General features: G+C 54.6%; 9 protein-coding genes. 1 reads left to right on the top strand and 8 read right to left on the bottom strand.

Features of this window, described 5'->3' with window-relative positions; all coding sequences use genetic code 11:
• Positions 1–33: 33 nt before the first annotated feature.
• The 3 genes from G8S19_RS01500 to glpE form a co-directional block, all read right to left on the bottom strand.
• Positions 34–792: a DeoR/GlpR family transcriptional regulator gene (locus G8S19_RS01500; protein ID WP_003023499.1), complete on the bottom strand. Its 759-nt coding sequence runs from the start codon at positions 790–792 to the stop codon at positions 34–36.
• 15 nt (positions 793–807) lie between these two features.
• A complete protein-coding gene (gene glpG / locus G8S19_RS01495) occupies positions 808–1,638 on the bottom strand; it encodes a rhomboid family intramembrane serine protease GlpG (protein ID WP_048213800.1) in 831 nt (276 codons plus the stop codon).
• A 75-nt stretch (positions 1,639–1,713) separates the two neighbouring features.
• A complete protein-coding gene (gene glpE / locus G8S19_RS01490) occupies positions 1,714–2,040 on the bottom strand; it encodes a thiosulfate sulfurtransferase GlpE (protein WP_048213564.1) in 327 nt (108 codons plus the stop codon).
• 197 nt (positions 2,041–2,237) lie between these two features.
• On the opposite strand from glpE, the gene glpD reads away from it, so the two are divergent.
• On the top strand, positions 2,238–3,746 hold the full coding sequence (glpD, locus tag G8S19_RS01485) for a glycerol-3-phosphate dehydrogenase (protein WP_048213565.1): 1,509 nt from the start codon (positions 2,238–2,240) through the stop codon (positions 3,744–3,746).
• 90 nt (positions 3,747–3,836) lie between these two features.
• Here the strand turns inward: glpD and glgP are convergent, their stop codons facing one another.
• The 5 genes from glgP to glgB are packed head-to-tail and all read right to left on the bottom strand — an operon-like array spanning position 3,837 to position 13,205.
• The gene (glgP, locus tag G8S19_RS01480; RefSeq protein ID WP_124021960.1) at positions 3,837–6,284 is read right to left on the bottom strand and encodes a glycogen phosphorylase; all 2,448 of its coding nucleotides are present in this window, start codon (positions 6,282–6,284) and stop codon (positions 3,837–3,839) included.
• Positions 6,285–6,303: 19 nt separating this feature from the next.
• Complete coding sequence (glgA, locus tag G8S19_RS01475) at positions 6,304–7,737, bottom strand: glycogen synthase GlgA (RefSeq protein WP_061068744.1); 1,434 nt, start codon at positions 7,735–7,737, stop codon at positions 6,304–6,306.
• On the bottom strand, positions 7,737–9,032 hold the full coding sequence (glgC, locus tag G8S19_RS01470) for a glucose-1-phosphate adenylyltransferase (protein WP_048213568.1): 1,296 nt from the start codon (positions 9,030–9,032) through the stop codon (positions 7,737–7,739). The genes glgA and glgC overlap by 1 nt, the downstream gene beginning before the upstream one ends.
• Before the next feature lie 13 nt (positions 9,033–9,045).
• Positions 9,046–11,022, bottom strand: a complete 1,977-nt coding sequence (gene glgX, locus G8S19_RS01465; protein WP_253685983.1) for a glycogen debranching protein GlgX — start codon at positions 11,020–11,022, stop codon at positions 9,046–9,048.
• Positions 11,019–13,205: a 1,4-alpha-glucan branching enzyme gene (gene glgB, locus G8S19_RS01460; protein WP_253685981.1), complete on the bottom strand. Its 2,187-nt coding sequence runs from the start codon at positions 13,203–13,205 to the stop codon at positions 11,019–11,021. Before glgB ends, glgX begins: the two co-directional genes overlap by 4 nt.
• Between the last annotated feature and the right edge of the window lie 142 nt (positions 13,206–13,347).

Raw genomic sequence — 13,347 nt, 5'->3', positions numbered from 1 at the left:
TGATGCGCTATGCGTATCAGGCCTGGAACCCGCTTAGCACAACTCTAACTGGATATGATGGTCAGCAATGACCTGCATCACGCCAGCAGGCGGTAGCGTGTCGGTATATACTGCATCCACCATGCTGATACTGCCCATGTTCACCATCGCATTACGCCCAAACTTCGAATGATCCACCACCAGCATCACATGACGTGAATTCTCAATAATGGCGCGTTTGGTGCGAACTTCGTGATAATCAAATTCCAGCAGCGAACCATCGCTGTCGATACCGCTTATCCCTAAGATGCCAAAGTCCAGACGGAACTGTGAAATAAAGTCGAGGGTCGCTTCGCCCATAATACCGCCGTCACGGCTACGCAGTTCGCCACCGGCCAGAATAATGCGGAAATCCTCTTTTGCCATCAGCGTATTCGCCACATTGAGGTTGTTGGTCACAATGCGCAGGTTGCTGTGATTAAGCAGCGCATGAGCGACCGCTTCCGGCGTGGTGCCGATATCAATAAACAGCGTGGAGCCATTCGGGATCTGCGTGGCGACTTTGCGGGCAATGCGCTCTTTTTCCGCCGTCTGCGTCGCTTTACGGTCATGCCATGGCGTGTTGACCGAGCTGGAGGGCAGCGCCGCGCCGCCGTGATGGCGCAAAATCATGTTCTGATCGGCCAGATCGTTGAGATCGCGGCGAATCGTCTGTGGGCTGACGGAGAAATGCTCCACCAGCTCCTCGGTGCTGACGTATCCCTGTTTTTTTACCAGTTCGATGATCGCGTCATGTCGTTGTGTTTGCTTCATTATGGTTCCCTGAAATTACGTTCGTTTTCGCACATGAATAGTATCAGCAAATGCCATTGCCAGACCGACGGCCAGCCCGGCGATATGCGCGCCGTTCGCCATCGACATGCCGAACAAATCAAACCAGCCGGCAACAATCCACATCAACGCAAAGATAATCAAACCACGCTGCAGGAAAATACCGCTCTGCGGATCGCGCTCGCCGCGCAACCACACGTAGCCCATCAGCGCATATACCACGCCAGACAATCCACCAAACCACGGGCCGCTAAATTTCTGCTGAACATAACCGCTCAACAGGGCGCTGATCACGGTAATAACAATCAGTTTTCCACTGCCCAGACGCTTTTCAACCGCACCGCCGAGATACCACCACCACAGCAGGTTGAACAGAATGTGCATCAGTGAGAAGTGCATAAACGCGTGGGTGAAATAACGCCAGAATTCAAATTTCAGCGTAGGATCAAACGGCCATGCCAGCCAGAGCATAACCGCCTGGTCACCCATCACATTCATTGCGATAAACACCAGCACACACGCGGCCATCACCGCCCAGGTCACCGGACCCGCACGTTCGCGCAACGTGGCAAGAAACGGATAGCGTTGATAGCGCAAACCGCTGTCGGTCTGCCCTGACTGCCAGCTTGCCGCCAGATAGCGCGGATCGCCCGGGTTCTCCAGAAATCGCGCCAGTTCAGCATGCACGCGCTCAGCCTGGGACTCATCCGCCAACCAGACATCCGTTTGCTGATGTTGTTGAATCGTCAGGATAACGCCCTGTGTCGCCATATAATCAACAAATGCCTGCGCCACGCGGGGGTTAGCAAAAGAGGTAATCATCAACATGGTTGCTGTCGCTTCATCCACACAAAAGAGGACAGTATATATATCCTGCCCGTTTCAGGCTGCATCTTTGTTAGCTTACGAACCGTATGCCACTTCTGCCGGAAAATGTCGATGCCAGGCATCGAAGCCGCCGTCAACGCTGTAAACCGCGTCATAACCCTGCTGCAGAAGATATTGCGCCGCGCCTTTACTGCTGTTGCCGTGATAACACATCACCAACACGGTGGTGTCGAAATCATGCTCACGCATAAATGACCCCAGCGTGTCGTTCGTCAGATGAAACGCCTGCGGGGCGTGCCCCATGGCATAGCTTTGCGGATCGCGGATATCCACTAACACCGCAGCTCCCTGATGCAGCTTCTGATGCGCTTCTTCGACATTAATACATTCAAACTGATCCATTGCTCTCTCTTCTTTATTAGCAGGTGACGCTTTTCGAACATGTTACTTCTTAGTGTACGTCCCGACGGCAGTTAAACACCATAATGTTATATGTATCACTGTAAATTGTTTATCCGATGTTACCAATGGCGCGATTCTTTGCTATTATGCTCGATAACGAACATTAATGAGCTATAACGAAAGTGCGAGAGGCCAGCATGGAAACCAAAGATCTGATTGTGATAGGTGGAGGCATCAACGGTGCCGGTATCGCGGCAGATGCCGCTGGACGCGGATTATCCGTACTGATGCTGGAAGCACAGGATTTAGCCTGCGCGACCTCCTCCGCCAGCTCCAAACTCATCCACGGTGGCCTGCGCTACCTGGAACACTACGAATTTCGTCTGGTGAGCGAAGCGCTGGCCGAACGTGAAGTGCTGTTGAAAATGGCACCACATATCGCCTTCCCAATGCGCTTTCGTCTGCCCCATCGCCCGCACCTGCGTCCGGCGTGGATGATCCGTATTGGTCTGTTTATGTACGATCATCTGGGCAAACGCACCAGTTTGCCAGGTTCTACCGGTTTGCGTTTTGGCGCGGATTCCGTAATGAAACCCGAGATTGTGCGCGGTTTCGAATATTCTGACTGCTGGGTAGACGATGCACGACTGGTTTTGGCAAATGCCCAAATGGTCGTACGCAAAGGCGGAGAAGTGTTAACCCGCACGCGCGCCACCTCCGCTCGCCGTGAAAACGGTTTGTGGATTGTTGAAGCCGAAGATATCGATACCGGCAAAAAGCACACCTGGCAGGCGCGCGGTCTGGTCAACGCCACCGGCCCGTGGGTGAAAGAGTTCTTCGACGACGGCATGCACCTGCCATCGCCGTACGGTATTCGCCTGATTAAAGGCAGCCACATCGTGGTGCCGCGCGTCCATACCCAGAAACAGGCTTACATCCTGCAAAACGAAGATAAACGTATTGTGTTTGTCATCCCATGGATGGACGAATTCTCGATCATCGGGACGACCGACGTCGAATACAAAGGCGACCCAAAAGCGGTGAAAATTGATGAGAGTGAAATCAATTACCTGCTGAAGGTCTACAACGCGCACTTTAAGAAACAGCTGGGCCGTGATGATATCGTCTGGACTTACTCAGGCGTGCGCCCGCTGTGCGACGACGAGTCCGACTCGCCGCAGGCTATCACCCGTGATTACACGCTGGATATCCATGATGAAAACGGCAAAGCGCCGCTGCTGTCGGTCTTTGGCGGCAAGCTGACGACCTACCGTAAGCTGGCTGAACATGCGATGGAAAAACTGGCGTCGTACTATCAGGGCATTGGGCCTGCATGGACCAAAGAGTGCATTCTGCCAGGCGGTGACATTGGCGGCGATCGCGAAGACTACGCGGCCAAACTGCGCCGTCGCTACCCGTTCCTGACCGAGTCGCTGGCGCGCCATTATTCTCGCACCTACGGCAGCAACACCGAATGGGTCATCGGCGAAGCCACCTCGCTTGCCGAGTTAGGTGAAGACTTTGGCCATGAGTTTTATGAGGCCGAGCTGAAATATCTGGTCGATCACGAATGGGTTCGTCGTGCGGAAGATGCGTTGTGGCGTCGCACGAAAGAAGGTATGTGGCTGAACGCTGAGCAGCAGTCACGCATGACCCAGTGGCTGGCTGAATACATTGAGAAGCACCAGCTGTCGCTGGCGTCCTGATAAAAATGCCGGATGGCGGCGACGCCTTATCCGGCCTACAAAAGTGCATAAACGTAGGCCGGGCAAGCGAAGCGCCCCCGGCCTCGTGTTTTACAACCGCACCGAATCAATATGCCAGATGTTTTCGGCGTACTCTTTGATCGTCCTGTCCGACGAGAAGTAGCCCATGTTGGCGATATTAATCATCGACTTGGTGGTCCACTCTTCCGGATGACGATACAGTTCATCAACCTTATCCTGGCAATCAACATAGCTGCGATAATCCGCCAGCACCTGATAGTGGTCGCCAAAGTTGATCAATGAGTCCACCAGGTCGCGATAGCGTCCCGGCTCCTCAGGACTAAATACGCCGCTGCCAATCTGCGTCAGCACCTGGTGCAGCTCTTCGTCTTTCTCATAATACTCACGCGGCTTGTAGCCCTGACTACGTAAGGCTTCAACCTCTTCCGCCGTATTACCAAAGATAAAGATATTTTCTGCGCCCACATGTTCCAGCATCTCGACGTTGGCACCATCCAGCGTACCGATGGTCAACGCGCCATTCAGCGCAAATTTCATGTTACTGGTCCCGGAGGCTTCGGTCCCGGCCAGTGAAATCTGCTCAGACAGATCGGCAGCAGGAATAATCACCTGCGCCAGGCTAACGCTGTAATTAGGGATAAACACCACTTTCAGTTTATCGCCAATTTGCGGATCGTTGTTGATCACTTTCGCGACGTCGTTGATCAGATGAATGATGTGCTTCGCCATGTAATAGGCCGAAGCCGCTTTACCGGCGAAGATATTCACACGCGGCACCCACTCAGCGTCAGGATCGGCCTTAATGCGGTTGTAGCGAGTGATCACATGCAGCACGTTCATCAACTGACGTTTGTATTCGTGAATACGCTTGATCTGCACATCAAACAGCGATTTCGGATTCACTACCACGTTAAGCTGCTGGGCAATGAGCGTGGCCAGACGTTTTTTGTTCTCCAGCTTCGCTCGGCGTACCGCCTGGTTCACCAACGGGAAATCACAGTGCTGTTCAAGCTCGCTCAACTGGCTGAGATCGGTACGCCAGGTGCGGCCAATATTCTCATCCAGCACCTCAGAGAGCGGCGGGTTAGCCAGCGCCAGCCAGCGACGCGGCGTCACGCCGTTGGTAACGTTGCAGAAGCGGGTCGGGAAGATCTTCGCAAAGTCAGCAAACAGCGACTGTACCATCAGGTTGGAGTGCAGTTCCGACACGCCGTTAACCTTGTGGCTCACCACCACCGCCAGCCATGCCATACGCACCCGGCGGCCGTTGGATTCATCGATGATCGACGTCCGCCCCAACAGACCCGTATCGCTCGGATACTGCTCCTGCAGCGTTTTCAGGAAGTAATCGTTAATCTCAAAGATGATTTGCAGGTGGCGCGGCAGAATTTTACCCAGCATATCCACCGGCCAGGTTTCCAGCGCCTCGCTCATCAGCGTATGGTTGGTATACGAGAAGACCTGACAGCACACCTCAAAGGCATCGTCCCAGCTAAACTTGTGCTCATCAATCAGCAGACGCATCAGCTCAGGGATCGACAGCACCGGATGGGTGTCATTGAGGTGAATAGCAATTTTGTCCGCCAGGTTGTCGTAGGTTTTGTGCAGTTGGTAATGACGACTCAGGATATCCTGCACCGTGGCGGAGACCAGGAAATACTCCTGACGCAAGCGCAGCTCGCGTCCCGAATAGGTGGAGTCATCCGGATACAGCACGCGGGAAACGTTCTCGGAGTGGTTTTTATCTTCCACCGCCGCAAAGTAATCGCCCTGATTGAATTTACCAAGGTTGATTTCGCTACTGGCCTGTGCATTCCACAGGCGCAGCGTGTTGGTGGCATCAGTGTCGTAACCGGGGATAATCTGGTCGTAGGCAACCGCGAGGATCTCTTCAGTTTCTATCCAGCGCGTTTTCTTGCCTTCCTGCTGAATACGCCCGCCAAAACGCACTTTGTAGCGCGTATTGTGGCGTTTGAACTCCCATGGGTTACCGTATTCCAGCCAGTAGTCCGGCGACTCTTTCTGTCGGCCATCAACAATGTTTTGCTTGAACATGCCGTAGTCATAGCGAATACCGTAGCCACGTCCCGGCAGTCCCAGCGTTGCCAGCGAGTCCAGGAAGCAGGCCGCCAGGCGCCCGAGGCCACCGTTGCCAAGACCCGGGTCGTTTTCTTCGTCGATCAGATCTTCAAGATCCAGCCCCATGCCTTCCAGCGCATTTTTGACATCGTCATAAATCCCCAACGATAACAGTGCATTGGAAAGCGTGCGGCCAATCAGGAACTCCATAGACAGGTAATAGACCTGACGAGTTTCCTGGGATAATTGCGCACGATTAGAACGCAGCCAGCGCTCCACGAGACGATCGCGCACCGCGAACAATGTGGCGTTCAGCCACTCATGTTTATTGGCAATGACCGGGTCTTTACCAATCGTGAACATCAGCTTGTAGGCAATAGAATGCTTAAGTGCCTCTACGCTGAGTGTGGGCGATGCATAAGTAAATGGAGCATTCATATAGGTGATTCCTGGATAACTATTTCAAGCGATAGTAAAGCTCACGGTATGACTTCGCCGCGACTTGCCAGCTAAAATCCATGGTCATGGCCTGACGTTGTACAAACCGCCACAGCGAAGGCCGGGACCACAATACGAAAGCACGCCGGATCGCCCGTAGCAGCGACCAGGCATTACTATCTTCAAATACAAACCCACTGGCGATACCGTCCGCCAGGTTCTCCAGCGAACTATCAGACACCGTATCAGCCAGCCCACCGGTACGTCGCACCAGCGGCAACGTGCCGTATTTCAGTCCATACAACTGCGTTAAGCCACACGGTTCAAAACGGCTGGGAACCAAAATGACATCGGCCCCACCCATGATGCGGTGCGAGAAGGCTTCGTGATAGCCGATCTGCACACCCACCTGCCCCGGATGTTCCGCCGCCGCGGCGAGGAAACCTTCCTGTAAAACCGGATCGCCCGCGCCGAGCAACGCCAGTTGTCCGCCCTGCTCTAACAACCCCGGCAACGCTTCCAGCACCAGATCCAACCCTTTCTGGCTGGTCAGGCGACTCACGACAGCAAACAGCGGCACTTTATCGTTAACCTTAAGTCCCATCGCGATCTGTAGCTGCCGTTTGTTCTCCGCCTTATCTTCCAGCGTGTCACGCGTATAGCGCGACGCCAGCAGCAGATCGGTTTCCGGGCTCCAGATTTTTTCATCAACGCCGTTCAGCACGCCGGAAAGACGCCCTTCGCGATGGCGCTGCTGCAACAAACCTTCCATGCCGTAGGCGAACTGCGCCTCGGTAATTTCCCGCGCGTAGGTCGGACTGACCGCCGTAATGTGGTCGGCGTAGTACAACCCGGCCTTCAGGAACGAAATCTGGCCGTTAAACTCCAACCCGTGCACATTAAAGAACGACCATGGCAATTGGATGTCATCCATATGCTTTGCATAAAACATGCCTTGATACGCCAGGTTGTGTACGGTGAACACCGATTTCGCCGGATGGCCGCGCGCCGCCAGATACGCCGGCGCCAGGCCAGCGTGCCAGTCGTGCGCATGCACCACATCCGGGCGCCAGAATGGATCAAGGCCGCAGGCCATTTCACAGCCGACCCAACCCAACAGCGCAAAACGCAGCACGTTATCGGTATACGCAAACAGGTTCGTATCGTGATACGGGCTCCCGGGACGGTCATAGAGATGTGGCGCATCAATCAGATAAATGCCGACGCCGTTGTAATGTCCGAATAACAGCGTTATCCGTCCGGCGAAGGTATCCCGACGCGTCACGACCTGCGCATCGGGAATGCCGCGACGAATATCAGGAAACGCCGGAAGCAATACGCGGGCATCCACACCGTCCGCAATTTGTGCCGCAGGTAACGCCCCAATAACATCCGCCAGTCCCCCGGTTTTTAACAGGGGGAACATCTCTGAACAAACGTGTAAAACCTGCATTATCGCTCCTGTTTGATTTGCAGTTTGCGCAGCATTTCACGCGTGACCAGCACAATACCTTCCTCTGAACGGTAGAAACGACGTGCATCTTCTTCCGCGTTTTCACCGATTACCATGCCTTCAGGAATAACGCAGGCGCGGTCAATAATGCAACGACGTAAGCGGCATGAACGTCCCACCCACACTTCAGGTAATAACACTGCCGAATCAATGTTACAGAATGAATTCACCCGCACACGCGGGAACAGAACGGACTGCACCACCACCGAACCTGAAATTATGCATCCGCCAGAAACCAGCGAGTTCAGCGTCATTCCGTGGCTACCGGAACGGTCCTGAACAAATTTCGCCGGCGGCAGCGATTCCATATGCGTACGGATTGGCCAGTCCTGGTCGTACATATCCAGTTCAGGCGTCACCGAAGCCAGATCGAGGTTCGCTTTCCAGTAGGCTTCCAGCGTCCCCACATCGCGCCAGTACGGTTCGGACTCCGGGTCAGACTGCACGCAGGACAACGGGAATGGATGCGCATATGCCATGCCAGCTTCGGTGATTTTTGGAATGATGTCTTTGCCAAAATCGTGACTGGATTTTTCATCGAGATCATCTTCCGCCAGCAGTTCATACAGATAATCGGCGTTGAAGATGTAGATCCCCATACTGGCAAGCGATTTGGTCGGATCGTTAGGCATCGCTGGCGGGTTGGCGGGTTTTTCAACGAACTCGATAATTTTATCGGTGTCGTCCACGTCCATCACGCCAAACGCGCTGGCTTCTTCGATCGGCACAGGCATACAGGCCACGGTGCAGCGCGCGCCTTTCTCGACGTGGTCGATCAGCATGCGTGAGTAGTCCTGCTTATAAATATGATCGCCCGCGAGGATCACCACATATTCCGCTTTATAGCGTCGAATGATATCCAGGTTTTGGGTCACCGCGTCCGCCGTGCCGCGATACCAGTTTTCACCCTGCATTCTCTGCTGGGCAGGCAGCAGATCGACGAACTCGTTCATCTCTTCGCTAAAGAACGACCAGCCGCGCTGAATATGCTGCACCAGCGTGTGGGACTGGTACTGAGTGATCACGCCGATACGGCGGATCCCGGAGTTAATACAGTTGGATAAAGCAAAATCGATAATGCGGAACTTACCGCCAAAGTGCACGGCAGGCTTGGCTCGTTTGTTGGTTAAATCTTTCAGACGGGTTCCGCGGCCACCGGCCAGGATCAGGGCAACAGATTTTAATGGCAGCTGGCGCGCCAACATTACACGATCGTTCTTCTCTAAACTCACCATGACTAACTCCTTTTTATCTTCTCTGGAACACACACAGTCCGTGCGCAGGTCCCTGCCAGACAGCCGTAAGCACCGGATTATCCTCTCCGGCAAATGGGGGAATGGCGTGCCATTCCCCTTCAGGTAAAACGATATCTGTCACCTCAAGCGTGGCGTTTATTGCAATCAGAAAACGGTCTGAAAGCTGGATTTGCATCTGCCTCGGGCCGTTTTGCCACTCATCCGCACTTAAGGGTTGTGCGTACTTATTCAGCCAACGAACATTGCCATCGCCCTCTTCCCACCAGCAATTACCCGTTAATGCGGGTATTTGCCGGCGCAGATGAATCAGCGCGGCAGTAAATGTGGTTAGCCCACTGTTTGCCTGCTGCCAGTCCAGCCAGGTTAAGGCGTTATCCTGACAGTAAGCGTTATTGTTGCCGTGCTGGCTATGACCATGCTCATCGCCCGCCAGCAACATCGGCGTCCCCTGGGAGAGCAACAGCGTGGTTAACAGCGCATGAACGCTGTCGCGCCGCCGTTCAATCAGGTCCAGCGTGCCGCCTAATCCTTCTTTACCATGATTGTCGCTGTAGTTATTGCTAGTGCCGTCGCGATTTTCCTCACCATTCGCTTCATTGTGCTTATTTGTGAAGCACACACAGTCGCGTAGCGTAAAACCGTCGTGCGCGGTCACCAGATTGACCGTGGCGCTGGGTTTGCGACCCTGGCGTTTAAACACATCGCTGGATGCGGCAAAACGCCCGGCAAACTCGCCCAACGAGAGATTACGCTGGAGCCAAAAGCGTCGCGTCGCATCGCGGAAATGGTCATTCCACTCGGCAAACGGAGGGGGGAAATTCCCCACCTGATACCCGCCTTCACCAATATCCCACGGTTCCGCAATCAGCTTAGCGCGTGAGAGCAGCGGACAGTTTTGGATCGCGGTAAACAGCGGCGCATCCTGACGAAACGCAGGTGTACGCCCCATGACGGAAGCCAAATCAAAGCGAAAACCATCCACATGGCAGGTTTCAACCCAGTAACGTAGGCATTCACATGCGTATTCCACAACGCCAGGATGGCTCAGATTTAGGGTGTTCCCACAACCGGTCCAGTTGTAGTAATCGCCATCATCCCTGATCCAATAATAGCTACGGTTATCAATTCCGCGCAGCGAGAAGACGGGACCGTCGAGATCCAGCTCGGCGCTGTGGTTCAAAACGATATCGAGAATGACCTCAATCCCCGCTTTGTGCAGCGCTTTTACCGCGTCGCGAAACTCATCAAGCGCACTCTCTGGCGAGCAGGCATAGGCCGGATGCAGCGCGAACATCGCCACCGGGTTGTAGCCCCAGTAGTTCGACAGGCCCAGCCGCTGAAGTCGCGGTTCGCTGGCAAAATGCGCCACCGGCAGCAGCTCCAGCGCGGTAATGCCGAGACGCTTGAAATAGTCGATCATTACCGGATGCCCCAGCGCTTTGTAGGTTCCGCGAATTTCTTCCGGCAGGTCAGGATGCAAATACGTCAGCCCTTTGACATGCGCTTCGTAAATCACGGTATTGCCCCACGGCGTGCGCGGCGGGGCATCATCCTCCCAGTCATAATGGTCGGACACCACCACGCCCTTCAGCGCGATGGCGGCGTTATCACGGTGATCCGGTTCATTTAGCCCGCCGTGCAGCAGCGGGTTATCTTTTAACTCGCCCTCTACCCGACGCGCGCAAGGGTCGAGCAGCAGCTTGGCTGGGTTAAACCGGTGGCCCTGCTGCGGTTGCCATGGGCCATGGACGCGATAGCCATAGCGCAGACCGGGCCGGGCGTTGGCCAGATAGCCGTGCCAGACATCACCGCTACGCCCCGGCAGGTCGTAGCGGAGTTCGCAACCGTCCTCGTCAAATACGCATAATTCAACGCGTTCAGCGTGGGCCGAGAAGAGTGTGAAATTGACACCATGGCCGTCATACGTTGCACCATGGGGGGTGGCGTTGCCGGTTGCCAGTTGCGTCATTCCCCCTCCCGAACCAGCCAGATCGTTGCCAACGGCGGCAACGTGAGGCTCAGTGAATGCCGACGACCATGACTGGCGATTTCATCACTGTGCACTGCCCCACCATTGCCGGTATTGCTGCCGTGGTAATGCATCGAATCGGTATTGAGGATCTCACGCCATTTCCCCGGCTGATTGATACCGAAGCGATAGCCGTGGCGGGGCACAGGCGTAAAGTTACTAACCACGATGATTTCATTGCCGACCTTGTCACGACGCACGAAAGCCAGCACCGAACGTTCGTTGTCATCCACCACCAGCCACTCAAAGCCATAGGCGTCAAAGTCGAGCTCGTGCAGCGCTTTGTGATGACGGTAGGTGTGGTTCAGATCGCGCACCAGACGCTGTACGCCGTGGTGCCAGTTGTCGCCGCCTTCCAGCAGGTGCCAGTCGAGGCTGGCGTCGTGGTTCCATTCGCGTCCCTGAGCAAACTCGTTGCCCATAAACAGCAGTTTCTTGCCCGGGAAGGCCCACATCCAGCCGTAGTAGGCGCGCAGGTTGGCAAACTTCTGCCATGCGTCTCCCGGCATGCGATCGAGAATGGATTTTTTACCGTGTACCACTTCGTCATGCGACAGCGGCAGAACAAAGTTTTCGGTGTAGTTGTACAGCATACCGAAGGTCAGCTTGTCGTGATGGTACTGACGATGAACCGGGTCCAGTTTCATGTAGTCCAGCGTGTCGTGCATCCAGCCGAGGTTCCACTTATACCAGAACCCTAAACCGCCCATGTCCTGCGGTCTTGAAACGCCAGCAAAATCAGTGGACTCTTCCGCCATGCTCACCGCACCAGGCACCTGTTCGCCAAGAATACGGTTGGTATTGCGCAAGAACTCAATGGCTTCGAGGTTTTCACGACCGCCAAATTCGTTCGGAACCCATTCCCCTTCTTTACGGCTGTAGTCTCGATAAATCATCGATGCCACGGCATCGACGCGCAGCGCATCGATACCAAAGCGCTCAATCCAGTACAGGGCGTTGCCCACCAGATAGTTACTGACTTCACGGCGACCATAGTTGTAGATCAGCGTGTTCCAGTCCTGGTGATACCCTTCACGCGGGTCGCTGTGCTCGTATAGATTAGTGCCATCAAACTGTGCCAGACCAAAGTCGTCCGACGGGAAATGGCCCGGAACCCAGTCAAGAATGACGTTCAGCCCCGCCTGATGCGCGGCATTGACAAAATAGCGGAAGTCATCGCGCGTGCCGAAACGGCGGGTCGGCGCGTACATGCCGGTAGGCTGATAACCCCAACTGCCGTCAAACGGGTGTTCGTTAATCGGCAACAGTTCGAGATGGGTAAAGCCCATCCACTTGGCATAAGGCACCAGCTGATCCGCCAGCTCGCGGTAGCTCAGCCAGAAGTTGTTATCGGTATGACGACGCCATGACCCCAGGTGCACTTCATAGATAGAAATCGGCGCATCAAACTGGTTGGCTTTTTTACGCTCCTCGCTTTGCACCACTTTTTCCGGCAAACCACAGATAAGCGATGCGGTTTCCGGGCGCATTTGCGCTTCAAACGCGTAAGGGTCCGCTTTGATTCGCAGCTTACCGTTGGCATCGATCATCTCATATTTATACAGCTGACCCTGCTGGGCACCGGGGATAAACAGCTCCCAGATACCGCTCTCTTTACGCAGGCGCATCGGGTGGCGGCGGCCATCCCAGTAGTTGAACTGCCCCACCACTGACACGCGTTGCGCGTTAGGCGCCCAGACGGAGAAGCGCGTACCGGTGACGCCATCCATGGTATCCGCATGCGCACCCAGCGTTTCGTAAGGTCGCAGGTGCGTACCTTCAGATAACAGCCAGGCATCCATATCCTGGATCAGCGGGCCAAAACGATAAGGGTCATCAATCAGATTCTGCTGTCCATGCCAGACAACGGCCAACTGATAGCGAAAGAAATTTTTACGGCGGGGAAGTACTGCACAGAAAAAGCCACGAGAGTCGAGGCAATCCAGCTTGCCGACTTTGCGTCCGGTTTTGGGTTCGATCACCCACACTTCGGTGGCGTCAGGTAATAAGGCGCGGACTTCAAGTCCAGCGTCAGTTTGGTGCATACCGAGTACGGAAAAAGGATCCGCAAAATGGCCTGCAATTAGCGCATTAATCACGTCTCTATCGATACGAACGGACATGGTTGTCTTCCTGTTTTATGGTGTCACCCCTTCCAACTGATTTTCGACATCAGGTAGCGACACTTTTTTTGACCTGAACGGCGCAGCACAATTGTGCATCCTCTCTGCGTCGTCCCACCTTCAGGCAACAACTTAATACCTC

The sequence above is a fragment of the Citrobacter sp. SX206 genome, from assembly GCF_024181025.1.
In the GTDB taxonomy this organism is placed as follows: domain Bacteria; phylum Pseudomonadota; class Gammaproteobacteria; order Enterobacterales; family Enterobacteriaceae; genus Citrobacter; species Citrobacter youngae.
This window is presented reverse-complemented; position numbering and strand designations above follow the sequence as displayed.

What these genes read in the sequence shown, in the direction of transcription:
- G8S19_RS01500 (WP_003023499.1), bottom strand. Translation starts at nt 792, where the DNA reads ATGAAGCAAACACAACGACATGACGCGATCATCGAACTGGTAAAAAAA.
- glpG (WP_048213800.1), bottom strand. Translation starts at nt 1,638, where the DNA reads ATGTTGATGATTACCTCTTTTGCTAACCCCCGCGTGGCGCAGGCATTT.
- glpE (WP_048213564.1), bottom strand. Translation starts at nt 2,040, where the DNA reads ATGGATCAGTTTGAATGTATTAATGTCGAAGAAGCGCATCAGAAGCTG.
- glpD (WP_048213565.1), top strand. Translation starts at nt 2,238, where the DNA reads ATGGAAACCAAAGATCTGATTGTGATAGGTGGAGGCATCAACGGTGCC.
- glgP (WP_124021960.1), bottom strand. Translation starts at nt 6,284, where the DNA reads ATGAATGCTCCATTTACTTATGCATCGCCCACACTCAGCGTAGAGGCA.
- glgA (WP_061068744.1), bottom strand. Translation starts at nt 7,737, where the DNA reads ATGCAGGTTTTACACGTTTGTTCAGAGATGTTCCCCCTGTTAAAAACC.
- glgC (WP_048213568.1), bottom strand. Translation starts at nt 9,032, where the DNA reads ATGGTGAGTTTAGAGAAGAACGATCGTGTAATGTTGGCGCGCCAGCTG.
- glgX (WP_253685983.1), bottom strand. Translation starts at nt 11,022, where the DNA reads ATGACGCAACTGGCAACCGGCAACGCCACCCCCCATGGTGCAACGTAT.
- glgB (WP_253685981.1), bottom strand. Translation starts at nt 13,205, where the DNA reads ATGTCCGTTCGTATCGATAGAGACGTGATTAATGCGCTAATTGCAGGC.